Raw genomic sequence first — 23,183 nt, 5'->3', positions numbered from 1 at the left:
ATTGATAGGTTTCCCGTTATGACAAACGCGAATCCATTTGCCCAAAGAAGCACCCTTGAATATGAGCTGCCTCCATTTGCTCAAATTAAAGAGGAGCACTACCTGCCCGCATTCTATGAAGGCTGCACGGAACAGTTAGCTGAAGCACAGGCAATTCTTGATACTCCGGGTGCTGCAACTTTTGAGAACACAATCGTGGCTCTTGAAAAAAGTGGGCAGTACTTGATGCGCATGTTGTTGGTTTTCTACAACAAGTCTTCCAGTGATACCAACGATGCATTGGATGCAATTGAAGAAGAGATCGCACCAAAGCTTGCTGCACACCAGGATTCAATTAACTTAAATCCAGCGCTGTTTAAGCGGATCAAAGATCTCTACGATGCTCGTGAATCACTTGGTCTAAATAGCGAAGATGCTTGGCTCTTGGAGCGTTACTTTAAGGATTTGATTCACGCAGGTGCGCACTTAACAGATGCACAACGTGCACGACTAAAAGAGCTCAATGAAGAGCTTTCATCCCTTGAAACTCTCTTTTCCAAAAATGTTCTAGCAGATACCAATGATTTGGCTGTTCTGGTTGATTCAATTGAAGAGCTAGCTGGGCTAAGCGAGAATGAAATCGCAGCCGCAGCTACAGCCGCAAAAGACCGCGGGCATGAAGGCAAATGGCTCATTGGAATGGTCAACTTCACTGGTAATCCGGTTCTAGATTCACTGACTAATCGTGAACTACGCAAGAAGATCATGCAGGCGTCATTGCTTAAGGCAAACCGCACCAATGACAATGACAACAAACCAGTTCTGCTGAAAATGGTGAAGCTTCGCGCAGAACGTGCGAGATTGTTTGGTAAAGAAACCCATGCTGAACATGTAATTGCAGTTCAAACCGCCGAACACCCAGACAACGTGCATGCCATGTTGCGCAAGATCGCACCGGCTGCAGTACGCAATGCACAAGCCGAAGCAGCTGATCTTAAGAAAGCTGCTGGATCAGAGATCGAAAGTTGGGACTGGGGCTTTTACACCGAAAAAGTTCGTTTAGAAAAATACAACATTGATACCTCAAAGATGCGTCCATACTTTGAATTAGAACGTGTTCTACATGATGGTGTTTTCTTTGCCGCAAACAAGTTGTTTGGCGTTACTTTCAAAGAGCGTCCCGATCTTGTTACCTACCATCCAGAAGCTCGTGCATTTGAAATTAACAATGAGGATGGAAGCAAAGTTGGTTTGTTTATCGGTGACTTCTACACCCGTGATTCAAAGCGTGGTGGAGCATGGATGAACAACCTGGTTGATCAGAACTTTTTGTTCAACCAACTTCCTGTCGTTGTAAACAACTTGAATATTCCAAAACCACCTGCAGGCAAGCCAACGCTGTTGACTTATGACGAGACAACAACCTTGTTCCACGAATTTGGGCATGCAATTCACGGCTTCTTGTCTCAGGTGAAGTACCCACGTGTTTCCGGAACAAGTGTCCAGCGCGACTTCGTGGAATTTCCGTCACAAGTTAATGAGATGTGGATTTTGTGGCCAGAAGTAGTTGAAAACTATGCCCGCCACCATGAAACTGGCGAAAAGTTGCCGCAGGAATGGATCGACAACTTAAACGCTGCGCGCACCTTTAATGAAGGTCACGCAACTACTAGTTATTTAGCGGCTGCAACCCTTGATCTTGCTTGGCATTCACTTAACGTTGAGCAGGCAGCTCAAGTCACCGATGTTGTTGAATTTGAAGCACAAGCGATTAAGGATTACGGATTGGATTTTGCGCCAGTTCCAACTCGTTATCGCTCAACATATTTCAGTCACATTTTCGCTGGCGGTTACTCATCTGGTTATTACGGATACATCTGGTCTGAAGTTTTAGATGCAGATACCGTTGATTGGTTTAAAGAAAACGGTGGGTTAAAGCGTGAAAATGGGGAACACTTTAAGAACACACTTCTTGGACGCGGTGGATCAATTGATTCAATGCAGATGTTCCGCAATTTCCGTGGGCGTGATTCAAAAATCGAACCACTGTTAAAACGCAGAGGTTTGCTGTAAAGGTTTAGCCGGCAGAACCAGATCCTGATGGACCAGCTTTGCGTTGCACCTGTGGTGCACCGCCACTGCGTTGTCCACCACGAATCTTTGATCCGCCTTCAGAATGGTTTTGAGTTCCTGGTGCACCTGGCTTATTTTTCTTAGCTTCAAGGGCAGCAAGCATTCTTGCTTTCATGTCATCATTCTTATCGGCCATGGGTTGAGTCTACCGCCTTACTTGTTAAGAGCTTGACTCTTTATATTCGCGTAAACGTTCCAAAACCTCTGATTCGCGATAGCGACGATGCCCACCTAATGTGCGGATAGCGGTTAACTTTCCAGCTTTTGCCCAGCGGGTAACAGTTTTTGGATTGACGTGAAAACGTTGTGCAACCTCTTTAGGGGTCAAAAGAACTTCGGCATCGGGGATGCGGTTCATGGTGACTCCTTCAATCGTGTTCTGGCTAGTGTGGGCTGTCCGTTTTGGACCGTATTGGGGTGAAGTATTGCCATTAAATCAGCGTGAAGCAATACCTACGAGGCTTGTTCGTATGCCTGAACTAAGCGCCAACGGGACATCAATCGCTGATATCCAACGCCAGCCATCATTCCATCTGCGGCAGCAAGGCCAGCAACAGAATGTGTGACATCTTCAATCGATGCATCCGATTCCAGGCCATCTTCACCTGAATCACGTAACGCACGATCCATGTAATTTGCCAGACCACCGTAATCAAGTTCAACTATTGATTCTGGATGAAACATTTCAAGCCAAGCCAAAAGATTTTCTAGCTCTTGTTCGACCGGACCGTCGCCAAATGCGCCAAGGACAGCATCATGTGCGCCGCCACAACGTTGTTTTGCATTTGCAATGCTTGTTAAAGCACGTGAATACAAGCCATCTGCATTTTTGCCGCGAGTTCGCTCTTCTGGTGAAAACAAAATAAACCAACGTGGAGGAATTATCCAAGTCTCATTTAAAATGTGAGGAACTTTATCTTCGAGCAAGTCGACACCAGCTGTTATTACATCCTCCATGGCAGGAGAAATAAAATATGGCACAACGGTACTTGGAAGAGATTCTTTAAAATTATCTAGTGCACCCCAGCAACGCATCGCAGTTGCCCAAGGTGCCACGTATCGGATTCCATCACGATCAAAGATGTGCACACCATCTGGTCGACCTGCTGGTGGTTCTGGTTGCACAACGCGATGTAATGCTAGTTCTTCTTCTTTATTGAAAGAGAAGGGATCAATTTCTATACTCTGCCATCGCAAACGATCAGCAGGTTCAAATGCCGACAGCGGTTCGTAGATACGAAGTGAAGCGACGTACGGTGTAGGTCTCACGCACGTGGAATGTAGTTGCCCTCGGCAAATGGATCATCATCATCCTTGCGTGAGGTTGTATCGATCTCGCCATGAAGTTCCTTGGCTAAACGATCTAAATCCATATCTTGCGCGTTATATTTCAAATCACGTGCAACTTTTGTTTGCTTTGCTTTTGCGCGGCCGCGACCCATGGGCGACCTCCTTCACTAATTGCTGTGCGTCAGGGGGGTAGGTTATCGCGCCTTGTACGCCCCTTCCAAAGATGAACGTGGATTTGAGCCTTCACGCTCAGAAACCACCCCTGCAACCCAGGCTTTCATGCCCCGAGCAGCCAAGGAGCTTAGGGCTAAATCGGCAACTGATGGGTCTACAAAAGCGCTCATCCCGATGCCGCAGTTCCATGTGCGCTCCATGTCGGGTTGCGGAACTCCACCTGTTTTTGCCGTGAGCTCCATCTCCACAGGTAAGGACCATGTTGAACGATCATACGTAGCAGTCAAGTGATCTGGAATTACTCGCGCAGTATTTTCTGCAATCCCACCACCAGTAATGTGAGAAAAGGCATGAAGATGTTCTGGCATAGCTTTAATTAACGCCAAACAATCTAGCGTGTAAATTTCAGTTGGTGTTAAGAAAACTTCACCGATTGTTTTTCCATATTCAATAACATTCGCATTTAAGTCTATTCCTGAAGACTTAATAATATGTCGTACAAGCGAAAATCCATTTGCATGAAAACCACTAGATGGCATGGCGATAATTAAATCACCAGGCTTAACACGATGGGCACCCAATTGGTGATCTGCATCAACAACACCTGTTGCAGCACCTGCAATATCAAACTCATCATCTTCAAGTAAACCTGGATGCTCTGCTGTTTCGCCACCGATCAAAGCAGTATTTGCTTTTGCGCAACCACGTGCAATTCCGGCAACTATATCTGCAATGTTTTCTGGAATAACTTTGCCCACGGCAATGTAATCAGTCATGAAGAGCGGCTCTGCGCCACATACAACAAGGTCATCTACCACCATAGCGACAAGATCTTCACCAATAGTGTCGAACTTACCTAGCACGCGAGCGATTTCAGTCTTTGTGCCAACTCCATCTGTGGATGTTGCAAGCAAGGGTTGCTTCATACTTTTTAATTTGCTTGCATCAAATAAACCAGCAAATCCCCCGATGCCACCGATTACCTCTGGGCGTGAAGCTTTTGCAATTGAAGCCTTCATCAATTCAACAGCGCGATCACCTGCATCGATATCAACGCCAGCATCTTTATACGTAGCCACTAGGCACCGAACACTTCTGTGATTTCTAGGCGCATCTTTCCCTCAGATAGGTCTTCTGGAATGCGGATTGGATATTCGCCTGTAAAACAAGCAGAACATAGCTTTTCTGAGGGTACTTCTGTTGAAGAAATAAGACCTTCTAGTGAAACGTACCCCAGCGAGTCTGCTCCGATAGACCTACGGATTTCTTCCACATCCAGACCATTGGCTATCAGTTCAGCACGTGAGGCAAAGTCGATACCGTAATAGCAAGGCCATTTAACTGGTGGCGAAGAAATACGAACATGTATTTCGCGGGCCCCAGCTTCACGAAGCATTCGAACAATTGCTCGTTGAGTATTGCCACGAACAATCGAATCATCAACAACAACGATTCTCTTGCCCTCGATAATTTCTCGCAATGGATTGAGTTTTAATCGTATGCCTAATTGGCGAATCGTCTGCGAAGGCTGAATAAAGGTTCGTCCGACATAAGAGTTTTTAACTAATCCCATTCCAAATGGAATTCCTGACTCTTTGGCATAGCCAATTGCAGCTGGTGTTCCAGACTCTGGGACAGGAATAACTAGATCTGCAACTGCTGGTTGTTCTATTGCAAGTTGTGCGCCTATGGCTACACGAGTTTTGTGGATACCGCTACCAGCGATAGTTGTATCTGGTCGGGCTAGATAAACGTATTCAAATAAGCAACCCTTAGGTTGAGCATCTGCCCAACGCTGAGAGCAAACTCCTTGTGCGTCGACGGAAATTAATTCTCCAGGTTCGATTTCACGAACAAAAGCTGCTCCAACAATATCTAATCCAGCACTTTCAGATGCAACTACCCAACCTGTTTCTAATTTTCCAAGAACTAGTGGCCTAACTCCGTGTCGATCGCGTGCTGCATACAAGGTGTGCTCATCCATAAATATCAATGAAAATGCACCTTCTAACTGTGGCAAGACGGCCAGTGCACTTGCTTCTACATTTTTTGAATCTTGCAACGCAATAAGTGCAGTCATGATTTCGGTATCGGTCGTTGCCCCACGGGTATATGTGGCTTCAAGTTTTTGGACCAGCTCTGCCAAATCTCCGGTGTTGGTGAGGTTTCCGTTGTGGGCTAAAGCCAGTGTTCCGTACTTAGTTGGGCGCAATGTTGGCTGAGCATTTACCCAGGTGCTTGATCCTGTTGTGCTGTATCGACAGTGTCCGATTGCAAGATTTCCCTTGAGCGTTGCAAGATCACCTTCAGTAAAAACTTGAGAAACAAGGCCCATGTCTTTGTAGACAAGAATTCTTTCACCATCACTTGTAGCGATACCTGCTGATTCGGTCCCACGGTGTTGCAAGGCATACAAACCATAAAAAGCTAACTTTGCTACCTCTTCGCCTGGGGCCCACACACCAAAAACACCACATGCATCTTGTGGACCTTTGTCCTCGCCAAGAACGTCGTGATTGAGTAAACCATCAGGGCGTCTCATGCATCTGATCCTAACGGTAGGTATTGAGTTAAATCTGCACGCACCCCAGATGCTGTAATCGCGCCACTGTTCACGGCCGCACTCCAACTGATTTTTCCTGATGCAAGTGATAGCCAAGTATCAGCATCCATCTCAATTGTATTAGGAGGTGTACCTCGAGTATGCGTTGGCCCTTCACCACATTGCACTGCAGCATAAGGTGGCACGCGAACTTCGATTGCGCGTCCAGGAGCCTTGATGGTTAAAAGCACAAGAGTGCGCTTGACCTGTTCCAGAATCTGAGGATCACGCATCGTTCTAACCAAACAACCGTGGAAATGTTGCTGTGTGTGCGTCCGATAGTTCTGTCAGTGGAATAACTGCATCATTAATAGTCAATGATTTTCCTCCAGTTGTTCCAATTTTTGTAATTGCAATTAAATTCTTAACCGCTAATCCTGCCAGCGTCGAAGTATGCGCCGGATCAATTGCGACAATTACCCGCCCTGGAGTTTCACTGATTAAAGCGATTCCTGCATTTTCTAGCAGAATTGTTGCGCCGACTTTGTACCGTAAAACCATTTCGGTCAACCCTGCAGCTAGTCCTCCCTGACTTAGATCATGGGCTGCAGCAAAGAATGAGTTACCTTCAAGAAGTAGTTCAATAAGGCGTAATTCACGCTGTAAGTCAGCAGTGGGAGCTTGTCCGATGCGTTGGTTGTGCAAGAAAGCCCATTCACTACCCGCAAGATCTTCATTGGTTTCACCTAGTAGGTACAGATCTAATCCAGCTTTAGTAAAACTCATGGGAGTTCGTGTGCGGACATCTTGAATTACACCAAGCACACCAATAACTGGTGTTGGCAAAATAGCGACAGATCCTGTCTGGTTATAGAAGGAAACGTTGCCACCAGTTACCGGTAGGCCCATTTCAAGACAACCATCAGCTAAGCCACGTACTGATTCGGCAAACTGCCACATAACACCTGGATCTTCAGGAGAACCAAAGTTTAGACAGTTTGTGACAGCTAATGGGCGAGCGCCTGCGGTTGCAATGTTTCGCGCAGCTTCAGCTAAAGCCAACTTCGCTCCTTGATAAGGATTTAAATATGACCAGTTTGCATTTGCATCTGTTGAGATTGCAACACCTAAGTTTGTCTTTTCATCGATGCGAATCATTCCTGAATCATCAGGTTGAGACTGAATTGTGTTTCCTTGTACATACTTATCGTATTGAGAAGTAACCCAGGATTTGTCTGCAAGGTTTGGTGCTGCGGCTAATTTTAGAACGGTCGCTTTGATCTCGGCAGCAGTTACTGGAATTGGAACATTAACCTTTTGGATATTTACTTGATCGATATATGCAGGTTGTGCCAATGGTCGGTTATATACAGGGCCATCATGGGCAACGGTGCGAGGTGGAACATCAACAATTAATTCACCATTCCAGGTGATTTCAAGATGCTTTCCATTTGTTACTTCACCAATAACCGTGACAGTTACATCCCATTTCTTACAGATTTCTAAGAATCGGGCAATCTTGTTTGGTTCTACGATTGCGCACATACGCTCTTGTGATTCAGACATCAAGATTTCTTCAGGAGAAAGTGACGGGTCACGCAGTGGAACCTTATCTAACTGCACCTTCATGCCACCAGAACCACCAGAAGCCAGCTCGCTTGTGGCACACGATAGGCCTGCCCCGCCAAGGTCTTGGATACCTACAACTAAATCTTCAGCAAAGATTTCTAGGGAACATTCAATTAAAACCTTTTCAACAAATGGATCACCGACCTGAACGCTTGGACGTTTTGTAGACCCACCAGCTCCAAATGTCTCTGATGCAAGTACTGACACTCCGCCAATTCCATCGCCACCTGTTTTTGCGCCATACAGGACAACTAAATTGCCAGCACCTGCTGCTTTTGCCAGCTTAATGTCGCTGTGCTTCATTACGCCAACACACAATGCATTAACAAGTGGATTACCAGCATACGTTTCATCAAATGTGATTTCACCACCAATGTTTGGAAGTCCTAAACAGTTTCCATATCCACCAACACCAGCAACGATTCCTGGTAGTACGCGACGAGTATCTGGTGCCTCTGCCGGACCAAAGCGCAGTGGATCCATTACAGCAATTGGGCGAGCACCCATAGTCAAAATGTCTCGGACAATTCCACCAATACCCGTTGCTGCTCCTTGATATGGCTCAACAAATGATGGGTGATTGTGCGATTCAATTTTAAAGGTGACGGCATAGCCCTGACCCACATCAACAACACCAGCATTTTCACCAATACCTACCAACAGCGCATCAGACTTTGGTGCCTTTTCCCCAAACTGCTTAAGGTGAACCTTTGATGATTTGTAAGAACAGTGTTCTGACCACATTACCGAATACATGGCTAGCTCAGATGAAGTCGGGCGGCGACCCAGAATTTCCTTGATGCGTGCATATTCATCAGACTTGAGACCCAGTTCTGCAAAAGGTTGTGAGTTATCAGGAGTGCTTTGTGCGATTGCGACAGTATCTAGCGCCATTACTTCACCATTGCATTCAAGATCGATGTGAAGAATCCAAGACCTTGCGCTGATGGACCAGTTAACTCATTTATCGCATGCTCTGGGTGGGGCATGAGGCCCACGACATTGCCCTTTGTATTTGTAATACCAGCGATTAAATTACGAGATCCATTCGGATTTTCACCCACATAGCGGGCAATTACACGACCTTCAGCTTCAAGCATCGCAAGGGTTTGATCATCGCATTGGAAAGAGCCCTCGCCATTTTTCAATGGAATAACAATTTGCTCACCTTTTTTAAAGGAATTTGTCCAGGGTGTTTGAATATTAACAATTTCAATCTCTTGATCACGGCAAAGAAAGTGCAGATCAGCGTTACGAGTTAGTGCACCTGGTAATAAATGCGATTCACACAAAACCTGAAAACCATTACAAATGCCAAGAACTGGCATTCCTTTATTTCCTGCTTCAATAACTAGTTGCATAACTGGCGCAAAACGAGAAATAGCACCACAGCGCAAATAATCGCCGTAGGAAAACCCACCGGGTAGAACAACTGCATCTACGCCCTTCAAATCTGCATCTGCATGCCACAATGGGACAGATTCAGCACCACCTGCAACGACTGCGCGGGCAGCGTCTCGATCATCCAGAGTGCCTGGAAATGTAATAACTCCTATACGCATTACTTCTCAACTCTTACAACGTAATTTTCAATGACAGGGTTTGAGAGCAAAACTTCAGCAGCTTTTTCAACCTCAGCAAGCTGCGCAGCTGTTGGTTCGCCATCGATTTCAATTTCAAAGCGCTTTCCTTGACGAACAGATTTAGCAAAGGTAAATCCTAATCGTGGCAGTGCAGCTGCAACAGCATTTCCTTGAGGGTCAAGAATTTCGGGCTTCAACATCACATCAACCACGATCTTTGCCATTTATTTTCTCCCTTTTAGAACTTACTGCCAGTGATTCGAAAAAATGCTTCTTGATAACGTTGTGCTGTCTTCTCTACGATCTCACTAGGCAGTTCAGGGGGTGGGCTATTTCTATCCCATCCACTTGCTACTAGGTAGTCACGTAGAAATTGTTTGTCGTAAGAAGGCTGAGCCCCGCCTGGCTTCCAGGCCGAAGCCTCCCAAAACCTTGAAGAATCAGGGGTTAGCGCCTCATCACCAAGGAGTATTTCTCCCTTGTTATTTCGACCGAATTCAAACTTTGTATCTGCCACGATAATTCCGCGGCTAGCTGCAAACTCTGTTGCCGTTTCATATAACTTAATTGTGATATCCCGAAGTTCGGCGGCATCAGCTACGCCAACAATTGCTGCCGCGCCATCAAAATCAATATTAATGTCGTGATCACCAATTTCAGCTTTAGTCGCTGGGGTGAAGATGCTGTTAGGCAACTGTGATCCATCAAGCAAACCATCTGGCAAGGTATTTCCACAAACCGCTTTGTTGTTCTGGTACTCGCTCCAACCACTACCTGTTAAGTAGCCACGAGCAACACATTCAACATTAAACATAGTCAGTGGCTGTGCGATGATCGCACGATCTTCAACTGCAGCAGGAACATCTGTTGAGATAATGTGGTTGCCAATTATGTCTTCAAGTAATTCAAACCAAAACAATGACAGCTGAGTTAGTACTGCACCTTTACCTGGGATCACAGTTGGCATAACCCAGTCATAAGCTGAAATGCGATCTGATGCAACAAGTAAAATCTCATTTTTATCATTTGTATAAAGATCTCTTACTTTTCCGGTGCGCAGATGTTTCCACCCAGTTATTTCAGGCGCTGGCGGTGGGCCAGCTAGGCCAAAGCCGCTCACCGAATAGAGCCGGGCTTGTACTGCGCTGCGGCAGGATGCGCGGAAGTAATCGCACCAATGCGACTAACAACTCGAGCTACTTGTTGGCGAGCTTCGCCAGTAAATTCGATGGGATCACTAATTAAGACATCAAGTGCGGCACGGTCTAGAGGTAATCGGCTATCAGCTGCAAGATCATCAAGAAGAGTATTCTTTTTGCCTTCGCGCATTCCGAGAGCAGCCTTTACTGCGTGCTCTTTGATTACTTCATGAGCAACTTCGCGCCCAACGCCCACTTTAACCGCAGCCATTAGAATCTTTGTAGTCGCCAAGAAAGGTAAATAACGCTCTAATTCAGCGCTGATTACCGCTGGGAATGCACCAAACTCATCAAGGACTGTGAGCATTGTTTCGAGCAATCCATCGATTGCATAAAAGGCATCTGGCAAAGCAACGCGACGAACAACACTGCATGAAACATCGCCTTCATTCCATTGATCACCAGAGAGCTCACTCACCATTGATGCATATCCACGTAAAACAACTGAAAATCCATTTACGCGCTCACATGAACGTGTATTCATCTTGTGAGGCATTGCGCTACTGCCAACCTGCCCAGCCTTAAAGCCTTCGGTTACTAGTTCAGCACCAGCCATTAATCTAATTGACGTAGCAAGAGATGATGGTGATGCGGCAATCTGTACCAAAGTTGTCACAACATCATAATCAAAAGAACGTGGATAAATCTGGCCTGTTGAATCTAGAACTTTGTTAAACCCAAGTTCTTTTGCAATCGCACCTTCTAACTTCAAGTGCGCATCAGTTGAACCCAAGAGATCAATTGAATCTTGCGCGGTACCTACTGGACCCTTGATGCCACGCATTGGATAGCGATCTTGTAATGCAATTAGACGTTCGTATGCGAACAACAACTCTTCAGCAGCTGATGCAAAGCGCTTTCCTAAAGTTGTAACTTGTGCGGGCACATTATGTGAACGTCCAGCTATTGGTTGGTCAATGTACTGTGTTGCCCGTTCGGCGAGACGGGCGAGAAGCGTTACGACCTTGTTATGGACAATTTCTAAACCATTTCGAATCTGGAGCGCTTCAATATTTTCAGTTAAGTCGCGGCTGGTCATACCTGCATGAATCGCTTCGTGACCCGCAAGTGCGTTGAACTCTTCAATACGAGCCTTAACATCGTGACGGGTTTGCTTTTCGCGCGCATCTATTGATGCAATATCTACACGTGTAACTACATTTTCGTAATCTGTAATTACATTCTTGGAAATTGCGTGGCCCAGTGTTGATTGAGCCCGCATAACTGCGATCCACAACTTACGTTCTGCGATAATTTTGGCCTCTGGCGCAAAGATTTCGCACATCGCTGCTGATGCATATCGGCTAGCAAGCAGGCTCATTGGTGCATTATCTGCCATTTAATTGCCCTTCTCTGCGACCGACGCATTAAGTGCGATGTCGGAACGGTAAAAGGATCCAGTTAATGAGATTTGACTGATTGCTCGGTATGCACGGTTTCGGGCCTCCGTCAGGTCTTCGCCAATTCCAGTCAAAGTCAGCACCCGGCCGCCCGAAGAAGCTAACCCTTGTTCTGTACTTAAGGTACCTGCATGATAAATCTGAACATTATCAAAATGTGTAAATCCGCTAATGATCGATCCACTTATTGGTGCTGTTGGGTATCCCTGAGCGGCCAACACAACTGTTACAGCTGAATCATCCTTCCAGTCCAAAGTTATGCCGGCTAAGTTTCCTGTTGCTGCTTTGTAGAGCAAAGTTGCAAGAGGGGTTTTTAGTCGAGGAATTAGAACTTGAGTTTCAGGATCGCCAAAGCGTGCATTAAACTCGATAACGCGAGTTCCGTGGTCTGTTAATGCAAGGCCTGCATAGAGTAAACCCACAAAAGGTGTTCCCCGTGCAGCCATTTCAGCAATCATTGGCGCTAAGACTTGTTTGTGTGTGTCTTCAACTATGTCAGATGGCGCCCATGGCAAAGGAGAATATGCACCCATTCCTCCAGTATTTGGACCTTCATCGCCATCGTATGCGCGCTTAAAATCCTGGGCTGGTTGCATTGGCAAAATAGTTGTTCCATCACTAATGCCAAAAAGAGAAACTTCTGGTCCATTTAAATACTCTTCAATTACAACTCGCTTACAACTAAGTGCATGCGCTAATGCTTCTTGTCGATCATTAGTGACAACAACACCCTTACCTGCAGCCAAGCCGTCATCCTTAACAACATATGGCGGGCCAAAAGTATCTAATGCTTTTTCAATCTCATCTTTACTTATGCAAGTAAAGCTATGTGCAGTTGGTACGCCAGCATCACGCATAACTTCTTTAGCAAAGTTTTTAGAACCCTCTAATTGAGCAGCAGCCTTGGATGGCCCAAAGACAGCGATATTTGCTGCTCGTAGAAGATCGCCAACACCATTAACAAGTGGAACTTCGGGCCCCACAACAACTAAATCAATCTCTAAACGCTTTGCTAAATCAACAATTGCTTGATTATCTGTGACAGCGAGTGGATGACATTGCGCAAACTCTGCAATGCCCGGATTTCCTGGTGCAGCATGAAGCTCGGTACATACTGGATCTGCCTGTAGCCCTACTCCTAGCGCGTGTTCGCGTCCGCCGCTTCCGACTAGGAGGATTTTCATTCTTAGATGAAATCCTTTACGACGATTGTTTGATCGCGTCCGGGTCCCACACCAATTGCGCTCATCGGAGCACCTGAAATCTTTTCTAGGAAAGCAACATAATCTTGCGCGTTCTTTGGCAGATCAGACATCTTGCGCGCACCTGAAATATCTTCGGTCCAGCCAGCTAAGTATTCATAGATTGGCTTTGCGTGGTGGAAATCTGATTGTGAAGCGGGAAGTTCTTCAACGCGCTTTCCATCAATTTCATAAGCAACGCATACTGGAATCTTTTCCCAGCCAGTTAGAACATCTAGCTTAGTTAAGAAGAAATCTGTTAAGCCGTTGACACGTACTGCATAGCGAGCGATAGGTGCGTCGTACCAACCACATCGGCGTGCACGACCAGTTGTTACACCGATTTCTCCGCCAATGCGACGAAGTGCTTCGCCATCTTCATCAAATAATTCAGTTGGGAAAGGTCCGCTACCAACACGCGTTGTGTACGCCTTGACGATGCCAATTACACGTTCGATCTTTGTAGGTCCAATTCCCGAACCTGTACAGGCTCCACCCGCAGTTGGATTACTTGAAGTAACAAACGGGTAGGTACCGTGATCGACATCCAGCAAAGTTCCTTGTGATCCTTCTAGCAGAACGCGCTTTCCGGCCTTTAACGCTTCATCCAAAATTAAAACAGTATCTGCAACATACGGACGCAAGATATCTGCATACTTTAAATACTCATCTAGCACTTCATCAACTTCGATGTTCTTGCGATTAAACACCTTGATAAGAATCTGGTTCTTATCGCGCAGTGCGCCTTCCAGCTTTTGACGCAAGATTGATGGATCAAATAAATCTTGAACACGAATACCGATGCGGTTGATTTTGTCTGCATAGGCAGGCCCGATTCCGCGACCCGTTGTACCAATTTTTGACTTGCCCAAGAATCGTTCAGAAACCTTGTCAATTGTCCGGTGATAAGGCGTAATCAAATGTGCGTTAGTTGAAATCAGAAGTTTGCTGGTGTCGATGCCACGTTCATTGAGGCCACGAATTTCTTCCAGTAAAACACTTGGATCGATAACAACGCCATTACCAATAACAGGAATTACGTTGGGGGAAAGAATTCCTGATGGCAACAAGTGAAGTGCGTACTTTTGATCGCCAATTACAACTGTGTGACCAGCATTGTTTCCACCTTGATAGCGAACAACATAATCAACACGATCGCCTAATAAGTCTGTGGCTTTACCCTTGCCTTCGTCGCCCCACTGAGCTCCGAGCAGTACTAATGCAGGCATAGGTAAAGCCTCTCCGACTAGTAGTTAATTACTTAAGTGATGAAGTTCCGTTAGAGCGAAGATCTTCACAAGCACGGACAACGCGAGCTGCCATTCCTGCTTCAGCCGCCTTACCCCATGCACGTGGATCGTACGCCTTCTTGTTTCCAACTTCTCCATCAATCTTGAGAACGCCGTCATAGTTCTTGAGCATGTGCTCTACAACTGGACGAGTAAATGCGTACTGAGTATCTGTATCTACGTTCATCTTGATAACACCGTAATCAAGTGATTCGCGGATCTCTGAAAGAAGTGAGCCAGAACCACCGTGGAATACCAAGTCCATTGGCTTGCTACCTGCGGGAAGACCAAGCTTTACCGAAACCGCTTCTTGCAAAGTTGCAAGAATCTTTGGTTGCAAAACAACGTTTCCTGGCTTGTAAACACCGTGAACGTTTCCGAATGTTGCTGCCACCATGTAGCGCGCATTTACATCAGTTCCAAGAGTTTCAATAGTCATAAGTGCATCTTCTGGAGTTGAGTAAAGCTTCGCATCATGCTTAGCCTCAATACCATCTTCTTCTCCACCAACAACACCAATTTCAATTTCAAGAATTGTCTTTGCCGCAACAGACATGGCTAACATTTCCTTAGCAATCTTCATGTTTTCTGTCATGTCTACAGCTGATCCATCCCACATGTGTGAGTTAAACAAAGGAGCCTTGCCTGACTTAATGCGATCTGCACCAAATGCAAGAAGAGGACGCATAAAGCCGTCCAACTTTTCCGCCGGGCAATGATCTGTGTGAATTCCAATGTTTACTTTGTAATTCTTTGCAACAACATGGGCATACTCTGCGAGCGCAACTGCGCCATCAACCATGTTCTTAACTGTTGAACCAGATGCGTATTCAGCACCGCCCCAAGAAAATTGAATGATTCCATCTGACTCTGCTTCGGCGAAACCACGAATAGCAGCAGTTAGGGTTTGTGACGATGAAACGTTAATTGCAGGATATGCAAAAGCGCCTTTCTTGGCGCGATCCAACATGTCGGCATAAATTTCTGGGGTTGCAATTGGCACGGTGACTCCTATGGCTCGTTGTAAATCTTTAGACTGAGCGCTTCGTTGAGTCGTCTAGAGGCTTACGACCAATCCTCTCACCTTGGCCCCAATGGCACAAAAAGACCCTCCGCACACTGGGCTGGGAGGGTCTTCGTGTGTGGGATTTACCCGCTAACTCACCGATTTCAAGGCGTTGGCCAAGAACTTAGCAAGGGCCGCCAGTAGCACTGGGTTACTCAATAGCTTTATCAAAGCCAAAATAAATGCGGTTAACATTGCATCTCCTTTCTGTCGGGACATCTTCAGGGCAGCGCACAAATAAAAAATCAATCACCAATTCGCTGTTGATAACAATGTTCAGGGAGTAACCTCTAGCGTTATGAGTCAAGACCACGAATCTTTAGAGAACCTGCTCAGCGAGGAACGCGAATTTGCGCCAACTGCAGAGTTTGCAGCTCAGGCCAATGCCACTGCGGATTTATACGAACTGGCCGAAAAAGATCGATTAGCTTTTTGGGATCAACAAGCTGGAGCTTTGTCGTGGGAAACACCATGGACGCAAACTCTTCAATGGGATGCACCTTATGCACAATGGTTCGTGGGCGGAAAAATTAATGCAGCATTTAATGCACTGGACAGACATGTCATTGAAGGTCGCGGAGACCGAGTGGCTTTTCATTTTGAAGGTGAACCAGGTGACACTCGAACCATCACGTATGCACAGCTGTTAATTGAAGTTAAGAAAACCGCAAATGCACTTATCGAATTAGGTGTCGAAGCGAAAGATCGAGTTGCAATTTATATGCCGATGATTCCGGAAGCTGTAATTGCTATGTTGGCTTGTGCACGCATTGGCGCAGCTCATTCTGTTGTCTTTGGTGGATTTTCTGCAGAAGCGTTGTTGTCACGAATTCAGGATGCGGATGCAAAATTAGTTATCACCGCAGACGGTGGCTTTAGAAAAGGTGCAGCTTTTGCGTTAAAGCCTGCGGTCGATGAAGCGCTTAAAGGTAAGCACAATGTTCAAAAGGTTTTAGTTGTTCAACGCACTCAACAAGAAACTGCATGGAATTCTGCAACTGATATCTGGTGGCATGACATTGTCGATCGCCAATCGGCAGAGCACACCGCTGTGGGCTTTGATTCTGAGCACCCGCTATTCATTTTGTACACATCAGGAACTACTGCAAAACCAAAGGGAATTTTTCACACAACTGGCGGTTATTTAACGCAAGCCGCCTACACGCATCGAATCGTCTTTGATATCAAGCCTGAAACCGATGTGTACTGGTGCACCGCAGATGTTGGTTGGATTACCGGCCACAGTTATATTGTTTATGGCCCACTGATTAATGGTGCGACACAAGTCATGTACGAAGGAACTCCAGATACGCCTCATAAGGGACGAATCTTTGAGTTAATCGAAAAATACGGCGTAACTATTTTGTATACGGCGCCGACTTTGATCCGTACTTGGATGAAGTGGGGAGATGAATTTCCAAATAAATTTAACTTGTCATCACTTCGTTTGCTGGGTTCAGTTGGCGAACCAATTAATCCTGAAGCTTGGATGTGGTACCGAGACGTGATCGGTGGAAATCGCTGCCCAATTGTTGATACCTGGTGGCAAACAGAAACAGGTGGAATCATGATTTCACCTTTGCCTGGTGTAACCGCAACTAAACCTGGCTCTGCAATGACAGCGATTCCTGGCATCAGCGCGGTAGTAGTTGATGATGATGCAAACCCCGTTGCAAAAGGTCATGGTGGCTTTTTAATTCTTGATAAACCATGGCCCGGAATGTTGCGTGGTGTTTGGGGCGAAGATGAGCGGTACAAAGAAACGTATTGGTCGCGATTTAAGGGAATTTACTTTGCAGGAGATGGCGCAAAGCTAGATAAAGATGGAGCGATTTGGTTACTCGGTCGCGTTGACGATGTAATGAATGTATCAGGTCACCGCATTTCAACGACCGAAGTTGAATCAGCACTTGTTTCCCATGAATCTGTTGCAGAAGCTGCCGTCGTTGGTGCACAAGATGCAATGACAGGGCAAGGAATTGTTGCCTTTGTTATCTTGCGTGGCGGAATTGTCCACGCCAGCGGGGAAAAATTAGTTACCGAATTACGTAATCATGTTGCCAAAGAAATCGGTGCAATTGCAAAACCTCGTCAAATTTTGGTAGTTGCTGAATTACCAAAGACTCGAAGCGGCAAAATTATGCGTCGATTGCTTAAGGATGTGGCTGAAAACCGCCAGGTTGGAGATGCCACAACCCTTGCTGATCCCAATGTAATGAAGCTGATCTCCGAAGGCTTACATACTTCAAAGGATGAAGATTAAAGTTTCACACCTAAATGTTTTTCAGTAAGGGTAAGAATTTCATCTAAGTCATTGATGATTCCAATGTGCTTGTGAGCAACGCTTCCATCAGCGGCGATAAACCATGTAACAGGCACGCCTAAACCAAAGTACTGGCGTGAACGGCCATCTGGGTCATACAAATTGGGCCAAGTAATTCCATTTTGCTCTACAAAAGTGCGGCCATCTTCAAGGCTTGCTTCTTCAACATCAACACCGACTAATTGAACTTTATCTTTAGCTCTTTCGTGAAACGCACGAAGAACGGGCATTTCTTCTTTACACGGACCACACCATGAACCCCAAACATTAATCACCATTGGCCCACGCAAGCCACCCAATCGAGCACCTTCTGAACCATCAAGGCAATCCATTGCGACACCGTCAGCAAAGTTTGCAGCTTGAGTAATAGTTTCGCAAGAAACAACTTCGCCTTGAACAAAGGGTGCTGAAGAAGAACATGCGGTCAACAAAAGTAAAGCCGCTGCAAACATAACTCTCTTCATCTGAAATCCTTATCGGTCTTAACTAACAGTAATGCTTTCTCTATATCCATCTCACCAATTCCAACACTTGGACAGATTTTTGCTACTGGGCATGCACCGCAGGCTGGTTTACGCGAATGACAAATTCTGCGTCCATGCCAAATCATGCGTTGTGAAAGATTTGTCCATTCAGGTTGTGGAATCAATTGCTGAACAATCATTTCTACTTTTACTGGATCAGTTTCCTTGGTCCAGCCAAATCTGCGTGATAAACGTCCGAAGTGAGTATCAACGGTTATACCCGGAGTATCGAAGGCATGTCCTAAAACAACATTTGCAGTTTTGCGACCAACACCTGGCAAGGTAATTAACTCTTCAAGAGTTCTTGGAACTTCTCCCTCAAAATCTTCTAGTAATTTAATGTTGAGCGCTTTTATATTTCGAGCTTTTGCTCGATAAAAACCGGTGGAATGGACCAGCTCTTCAATCTGGTGAATGTCTGCTTTTGCGTAAGCCTTTGGGTTCTTATACTTTTTAAATAGCGCTGGGGTGACAGTGTTAACTCTCTTATCTGTGCACTGGGCGCTTAACACCGTAGCGATAATTAATTCCAACGGGTTTGTAAAATCTAATTCACAGCGAATATTGGGGTAGGTCTTTGTAAGGATGCGATAAACCGCCTTTGCCCCTTTTCGGGTTTCGCCATCGACCGCCATGGGTAGTAAAGTACCCCTCGTGCCTATAGATCAAGAAGTTATTCGCAAAGCGCCACTGTTCACCGCCTTGGACGACGCGGCTGCCGCTTCTTTGCTGGCGAACATGGATTCAGTAAAGATTTCAAAGGGCACGGTTTTGTTCGCCGAAGGTGATGAAGGCGATCACCTATATGTAATTGCAGAAGGAAAGCTAAAGCTGGGAACTTCTAGTGGTGATGGTCGCGAAAACCTGTTGTCTATTCTTGGACCAGGTGAAATGTTTGGTGAGCTAAGCCTGTTTGATCCAGGTCCCCGTACATCAACAGCAACTGCTGTAACTGATGCAAAATTACTAAGCCTTGGTCAAGAAAAATTAATTCCTTGGCTTGCAACAAATCCAGAAGTTTCACTTCAGCTTCTCGCTCGTTTAGCACAGCGCTTACGCCGTACAAATGAAGCGGTTGGAGATCTAGTCTTTTCAGATGTACCGGGACGTGTTGCTAAAGCACTTATTGACCTGGGCGAGCGTTTCGGAAAGCAGACAGCAGAAGGTTTGTTTGTTCACCACGACTTAACTCAAGAAGAGTTAGCTCAACTAGTTGGCGCATCCCGCGAAACCGTTAACAAAGCTCTTGCTGATTTCGCAGGACGCAACTGGCTCAAGCTAGATGGTCGCGCAGTTCTTATTACCGATTTCGAACGTCTTTCAAAGCGTGGTAAATAAACGCTGCTGTTAGTCGGTAATTTCGACTGTTAATTCAATCTCTACAGGTGAATTCAGAGGAAGCTCTGCAATACCAACAGCGCTCCGTGCATGTTTTGCACCATCGCCCCAGATAGAGATAAATAGTTCAGAAGCTCCGTTTACTACACCTGGGTGACCGATGAAGCCAGGAACACCATTGACGTAACCAACTACACGAACAATCTTTGTAATCTTGTTTACATCTGCAACAGTTTCAACAGCAGCTAAACAATTGAGTGCACAAATCTGTGCAAGCTCCTTTGCACGCTCAGGAGTTATCTCTCCGTTAACTTTTCCAACGCCAGCCATTTCGCCATTAGCTAATGGAAGTTGCCCTGCAGTGAAAACTAAATTCCCAGTACGAATTGCTGGAACATAAGCAGCAACTGGCTTTGCAGCAACCGGAAGTTCTAATCCGAGTTCTGCGAGCTTTGCGCGGACATCTACTTTATTCATGCAAGTGGTCGCTTCATGTACGCAACTAGCTGCTCGCCAGTTCCTGGTGCCGGGATAACTTGTACTAGTTCCCAACCATCTGAACCCCATGTATCAAGAATCTGCTTTGTTGCATGAGAAAGAAGTGGAACAGTTGCGTATTCATACTTAGTCATTTGTTGAGGCTCTCTTTCACTAGTGATGAAACAAGTGCTCCATCAGCCTTTCCTGCAATCTTTGCCTTAATCGCGCCCATTACCTTGCCCATATCTGCAGGTCCGGCAGCACCTGTTGCCGCAATTGCTTCAGCAATCATCGCCTTGATTTCATCAGCACTTAACTGCGCTGGCAAATACTTGGCAATAACTTCGCCTTCTGCTTTTTCTAAAGCAGCTTTTTCTGCATGACCGGCACCTTCGAAAGCTTCTGCTGCTTCACGGCGCTTCTTTGCCTCGCGTGACAAAACAACAATTACTTCATCATCACTTAAAACGCGTGCTTCCTTTCCTGCAACCTCTTCATTGGTGATTGCAGTTAGAACCATGCGGATAGTGCTTGATGTGATTTCATTGCGACCACGAATTGCTTCAGTTAAGTCGGTGCGTAAGGTTTCTTTAATGCTCATGCTGTGAACTCTACCGCCAATAATTCAGCGATCTGGGCAGTATTTAACGCTGCTCCCTTGCGTAGATTGTCTCCACATAGGAACAAATCAATAGATTTCTTGTCATCTAGCGACTGGCGAACGCGACCAACCCAGGTTTCATCTGTTCCGACAACATCATTAGGTGTTGGGAACTTCTTATTCTCTGGATCATCAAACAAAATCACACCAGCAGCTTTTTCAAGAACTTTTTGCGCTGCTTTACGTGAGATTTCAGTCTTGAAAGTTGCATGAACCGCTAAGGAGTGAGTTGTTAAAACAGGAACGCGAACACATGTTGCTGAAACCTTAAGCTTTGGCATTCCCAGAATCTTGCGAGACTCATTGCGAACCTTGATCTCCTCAGATGAATACCCTGCTTCTTTTAGCGAACCGGCCCAAGGCACAACGTTAAGTGCAAGCGGTGCCGGAAATGGTCCTGAATCCTTTACATGCTTGCGTACGTCACCTGTTGCTTCACCAGCATTTGTACCAGCAACTGCTGAAATCTGTTCACGCAATGCATCGATACCGGGCTGACCTGCACCAGATGCAGCTTGATACGAAGCAACAACAAGTTCCTTCAAACCAAATTTCTTATTCAATGCACCCATTGCAACAATCATCGAAAGCGTTGTGCAGTTTGGATTTGAAATAATTCCCTTTGGTCGCTTCTTGATATCCTTTGGATTAACTTCTGGAACAACCAAAGGCACTTTTGGATCCATGCGAAATGCTCCAGAGTTGTCGACAACAACTGCGCCACGTGCGGCGGCAATAGGTGCCCACTCTGCAGAAACCTCATCTGGCACATCAAACATTGCAACATCGATGCCATCAAAAGCTTCAGGTGAAAGTGCTACAACTGTTAACTCTTCCCCACGACACATCAATTTCTTTCCTGCACTGCGCGCCGAAGCAATCAGACGGATTTCTCCCCACACATCTTTGCGTTCTGACAAAATGCTAAGCATTACCGTGCCAACGGCGCCGGTTGCACCAACTACTGCAAGGGTTGGCTTCTTTGTGACTTTCTTAGCTTTTTTGCTCATCGTCCACTTCCTCCATATACAACGGCTTCGACCTGATCGGCATCTAGCTCAAAAGCTGTATGTGCCGCCTTGGCACCGCGCTCTAGATCTGCTTGACGGCAAATAATTGAAATACGAATTTCAGATGTTGAAATCATTTCGATATTGACGCCTGCATCAGACATTGCTCCGAAGAAAGTTGCAGTCACACCTGGGTGTGAGCGCATACCAGCGCCAACTAACGACAATTTACCGATTTGGTCATCGTATTGAATAGAAGCAAAACCAACTTCGCCCTGCAGCTTCTGCAAGATCGCAGTTGCTGATGCGCCTTCTGCCTTTGGTAATGTGAAGGAAATATCTGTTAGGCCAGTTGCAGCAGCAGAAACATTTTGCACAATCATGTCGATGTTGATGTCAGAATCTGCAATTGCTTGGAAGATGCGTGCAGCAACACCGGTTCGGTCAGGTACGCCAACGATTGTGATCTTCGCTTCCGACTTATCGTGTGCGATACCCGAGATAATTGCTTGCTCCATTGCTCCTCCTTCTGGATGATCTTTGACCACCCATGTTCCTTCATTGGTAGAAAAAGATGAACGTACGTGAATTGGTAAGTTGTAGCGGCGTGCATATTCAACACAACGCAAATGCAGAACCTTTGCTCCGCTTGCAGCTAGTTCCAACATCTCTTCATATGTAACTGTCTTTAACTTTCTTGCTGCCGGAACTGTGCGAGGGTCCGCGCTAAATACGCCGTCGACGTCGGTGTAAATTTCGCAGACATCTGCATCAAGTGCTGCAGCTAAAGCAACTGCAGTTGTGTCACTGCCTCCGCGACCAAGAGTTGTTACATCCTTGGTGTCTTGCGAAATTCCTTGGAAGCCGGCAACAATTGCAATTGCGCCACTATCTAGCGCTTCCTTAATTCGACCTGGTGTCACATCGATGATGCGAGCGCGACCATGTGCAGAAGTTGTAATCACACCTGCTTGGCTTCCGGTAAATGACAAAGCTTCATGACCTAAGTTATTAATTGCCATTGCGAGCAAGGCCATTGAAATTCGCTCACCAGCTGTTAACAACATATCTAGTTCGCGCCCCTGTGGAATTGGCGTGATCTGTTCTGCTAAATCAATAAGTTCATCGGTTGTGTCGCCCATAGCCGAAACCACCACGACAACCTGATTACCGTCCCGCTTTGCCGCCACAATCCTGTTGGCAACGCGCTTCATGCCCTCAGCATCGGCTACCGAAGAGCCACCATATTTCTGAACAATGAGTCCCATGGCTCAATCATGAACTAGATATCAGGCTGGGGCTACTCAATTTCGCGGTTTTCC

General features: G+C 46.0%; 25 protein-coding genes. 3 read left to right on the top strand and 22 right to left on the bottom strand.

Annotation, left to right across the window (positions count from 1 at the left end; genetic code table 11):
- The first annotated feature begins 18 nt into the window (after nt 1-18).
- Nucleotides 19-2,052: a M3 family metallopeptidase gene (locus AC9UC2_RS01555; RefSeq protein WP_509524451.1), complete on the top strand. Its 2,034-nt coding sequence runs from the start codon at nt 19-21 to the stop codon at nt 2,050-2,052.
- Between the two features lie 4 nt (nt 2,053-2,056).
- Here the strand turns inward: AC9UC2_RS01555 and AC9UC2_RS01550 are convergent, their stop codons facing one another.
- The 15 genes from AC9UC2_RS01550 to fbaA form a co-directional block, all read right to left on the bottom strand.
- Entirely contained in the window at nt 2,057-2,248 is a 192-nt protein-coding gene (locus AC9UC2_RS01550) for a DUF5302 family protein (RefSeq protein WP_509524449.1), read from the bottom strand.
- A gap of 24 nt (nt 2,249-2,272) precedes the next feature.
- Nucleotides 2,273-2,470 carry a BldC family transcriptional regulator gene (locus tag AC9UC2_RS01545; RefSeq protein WP_509524447.1) on the bottom strand — a complete coding sequence of 66 codons (198 nt, stop codon included), beginning with the start codon at nt 2,468-2,470 and terminating at the stop codon, nt 2,273-2,275.
- Nucleotides 2,471-2,565: 95 nt separating this feature from the next.
- Nucleotides 2,566-3,381 (bottom strand): DUF8083 family protein, encoded by an 816-nt coding sequence (locus tag AC9UC2_RS01540; RefSeq protein ID WP_509524444.1) that lies wholly within the window; start codon nt 3,379-3,381, stop codon nt 2,566-2,568.
- Nucleotides 3,378-3,554: a DUF3073 domain-containing protein gene (locus tag AC9UC2_RS01535; RefSeq protein ID WP_445822001.1), complete on the bottom strand. Its 177-nt coding sequence runs from the start codon at nt 3,552-3,554 to the stop codon at nt 3,378-3,380. The genes AC9UC2_RS01540 and AC9UC2_RS01535 overlap by 4 nt, the downstream gene beginning before the upstream one ends.
- Nucleotides 3,555-3,596: 42 nt before the next feature.
- The gene (gene purM / locus AC9UC2_RS01530) at nt 3,597-4,655 is read right to left on the bottom strand and encodes a phosphoribosylformylglycinamidine cyclo-ligase (protein ID WP_509524440.1); all 1,059 of its coding nucleotides are present in this window, start codon (nt 4,653-4,655) and stop codon (nt 3,597-3,599) included.
- A complete protein-coding gene (gene purF / locus AC9UC2_RS01525; RefSeq protein ID WP_509524438.1) occupies nt 4,655-6,118 on the bottom strand; it encodes an amidophosphoribosyltransferase in 1,464 nt (487 codons plus the stop codon). The genes purM and purF overlap by 1 nt, the downstream gene beginning before the upstream one ends.
- On the bottom strand, nt 6,115-6,411 hold the full coding sequence (locus AC9UC2_RS01520) for a sterol carrier family protein (RefSeq protein WP_509524435.1): 297 nt from the start codon (nt 6,409-6,411) through the stop codon (nt 6,115-6,117). The genes purF and AC9UC2_RS01520 overlap by 4 nt, the downstream gene beginning before the upstream one ends.
- A gap of 4 nt (nt 6,412-6,415) precedes the next feature.
- A complete protein-coding gene (gene purL / locus AC9UC2_RS01515) occupies nt 6,416-8,641 on the bottom strand; it encodes a phosphoribosylformylglycinamidine synthase subunit PurL (protein ID WP_509524433.1) in 2,226 nt (741 codons plus the stop codon).
- Entirely contained in the window at nt 8,641-9,309 is a 669-nt protein-coding gene (gene purQ, locus AC9UC2_RS01510; protein WP_509524430.1) for a phosphoribosylformylglycinamidine synthase subunit PurQ, read from the bottom strand. Before purQ ends, purL begins: the two co-directional genes overlap by 1 nt.
- Complete coding sequence (gene purS / locus AC9UC2_RS01505) at nt 9,309-9,554, bottom strand: phosphoribosylformylglycinamidine synthase subunit PurS (protein WP_509524427.1); 246 nt, start codon at nt 9,552-9,554, stop codon at nt 9,309-9,311. The genes purQ and purS overlap by 1 nt, the downstream gene beginning before the upstream one ends.
- 14 nt (nt 9,555-9,568) lie before the next feature.
- On the bottom strand, nt 9,569-10,450 hold the full coding sequence (locus tag AC9UC2_RS01500; protein WP_509524424.1) for a phosphoribosylaminoimidazolesuccinocarboxamide synthase: 882 nt from the start codon (nt 10,448-10,450) through the stop codon (nt 9,569-9,571).
- Nucleotides 10,447-11,868 (bottom strand): adenylosuccinate lyase, encoded by a 1,422-nt coding sequence (gene purB / locus AC9UC2_RS01495; protein ID WP_509524421.1) that lies wholly within the window; start codon nt 11,866-11,868, stop codon nt 10,447-10,449. Before purB ends, AC9UC2_RS01500 begins: the two co-directional genes overlap by 4 nt.
- On the bottom strand, nt 11,869-13,113 hold the full coding sequence (gene purD / locus AC9UC2_RS01490) for a phosphoribosylamine--glycine ligase (protein ID WP_509524418.1): 1,245 nt from the start codon (nt 13,111-13,113) through the stop codon (nt 11,869-11,871). It lies immediately after the preceding gene.
- A 2-nt stretch (nt 13,114-13,115) separates the two neighbouring features.
- Nucleotides 13,116-14,399: an adenylosuccinate synthase gene (locus AC9UC2_RS01485; protein WP_509524415.1), complete on the bottom strand. Its 1,284-nt coding sequence runs from the start codon at nt 14,397-14,399 to the stop codon at nt 13,116-13,118.
- Between the two features lie 28 nt (nt 14,400-14,427).
- Nucleotides 14,428-15,462 carry a class II fructose-bisphosphate aldolase gene (fbaA, locus tag AC9UC2_RS01480; RefSeq protein ID WP_509524412.1) on the bottom strand — a complete coding sequence of 345 codons (1,035 nt, stop codon included), beginning with the start codon at nt 15,460-15,462 and terminating at the stop codon, nt 14,428-14,430.
- Nucleotides 15,463-15,823: 361 nt separating this feature from the next.
- On the opposite strand from fbaA, the gene acs reads away from it, so the two are divergent.
- Nucleotides 15,824-17,788, top strand: a complete 1,965-nt coding sequence (acs, locus tag AC9UC2_RS01475; RefSeq protein WP_509524409.1) for an acetate--CoA ligase — start codon at nt 15,824-15,826, stop codon at nt 17,786-17,788.
- Here acs and AC9UC2_RS01470 read toward each other — a convergent pair.
- Complete coding sequence (locus AC9UC2_RS01470; RefSeq protein ID WP_509524407.1) at nt 17,785-18,312, bottom strand: TlpA family protein disulfide reductase; 528 nt, start codon at nt 18,310-18,312, stop codon at nt 17,785-17,787. The two genes, acs and AC9UC2_RS01470, sit on opposite strands and share 4 nt — an antisense overlap.
- Nucleotides 18,309-19,007 (bottom strand): endonuclease III, encoded by a 699-nt coding sequence (gene nth, locus AC9UC2_RS01465; protein WP_509524404.1) that lies wholly within the window; start codon nt 19,005-19,007, stop codon nt 18,309-18,311. Before nth ends, AC9UC2_RS01470 begins: the two co-directional genes overlap by 4 nt.
- 19 nt (nt 19,008-19,026) lie before the next feature.
- Between nth and AC9UC2_RS01460 the strand changes: the two genes are divergently transcribed.
- The gene (locus AC9UC2_RS01460; protein ID WP_509524402.1) at nt 19,027-19,710 is read left to right on the top strand and encodes a Crp/Fnr family transcriptional regulator; all 684 of its coding nucleotides are present in this window, start codon (nt 19,027-19,029) and stop codon (nt 19,708-19,710) included.
- A 9-nt stretch (nt 19,711-19,719) separates the two neighbouring features.
- Here AC9UC2_RS01460 and AC9UC2_RS01455 read toward each other — a convergent pair whose 3' ends face one another.
- From AC9UC2_RS01455 to AC9UC2_RS01435, 5 genes are read right to left on the bottom strand one after another with little or no spacing between them, the layout of a single operon-like run.
- Nucleotides 19,720-20,187: a RidA family protein gene (locus AC9UC2_RS01455; RefSeq protein ID WP_509524399.1), complete on the bottom strand. Its 468-nt coding sequence runs from the start codon at nt 20,185-20,187 to the stop codon at nt 19,720-19,722.
- On the bottom strand, nt 20,184-20,342 hold the full coding sequence (gene sp36 / locus AC9UC2_RS01450; protein WP_509524396.1) for a Sp36 family protein: 159 nt from the start codon (nt 20,340-20,342) through the stop codon (nt 20,184-20,186). Before sp36 ends, AC9UC2_RS01455 begins: the two co-directional genes overlap by 4 nt.
- Nucleotides 20,339-20,791: a GatB/YqeY domain-containing protein gene (locus AC9UC2_RS01445; protein ID WP_509524393.1), complete on the bottom strand. Its 453-nt coding sequence runs from the start codon at nt 20,789-20,791 to the stop codon at nt 20,339-20,341. Before AC9UC2_RS01445 ends, sp36 begins: the two co-directional genes overlap by 4 nt.
- Nucleotides 20,788-21,861 (bottom strand): aspartate-semialdehyde dehydrogenase, encoded by a 1,074-nt coding sequence (locus AC9UC2_RS01440; RefSeq protein ID WP_509524390.1) that lies wholly within the window; start codon nt 21,859-21,861, stop codon nt 20,788-20,790. The genes AC9UC2_RS01445 and AC9UC2_RS01440 overlap by 4 nt, the downstream gene beginning before the upstream one ends.
- Nucleotides 21,858-23,129 carry an aspartate kinase gene (locus AC9UC2_RS01435; protein ID WP_509524387.1) on the bottom strand — a complete coding sequence of 424 codons (1,272 nt, stop codon included), beginning with the start codon at nt 23,127-23,129 and terminating at the stop codon, nt 21,858-21,860. The genes AC9UC2_RS01440 and AC9UC2_RS01435 overlap by 4 nt, the downstream gene beginning before the upstream one ends.
- Between the last annotated feature and the right edge of the window lie 54 nt (nt 23,130-23,183).

The sequence above is a fragment of the Candidatus Planktophila sp. genome, assembly GCF_036734405.1.
Taxonomy (GTDB): Bacteria; Actinomycetota; Actinomycetes; order Nanopelagicales; family Nanopelagicaceae; genus Planktophila.
This window is presented reverse-complemented; position numbering and strand designations above follow the sequence as displayed.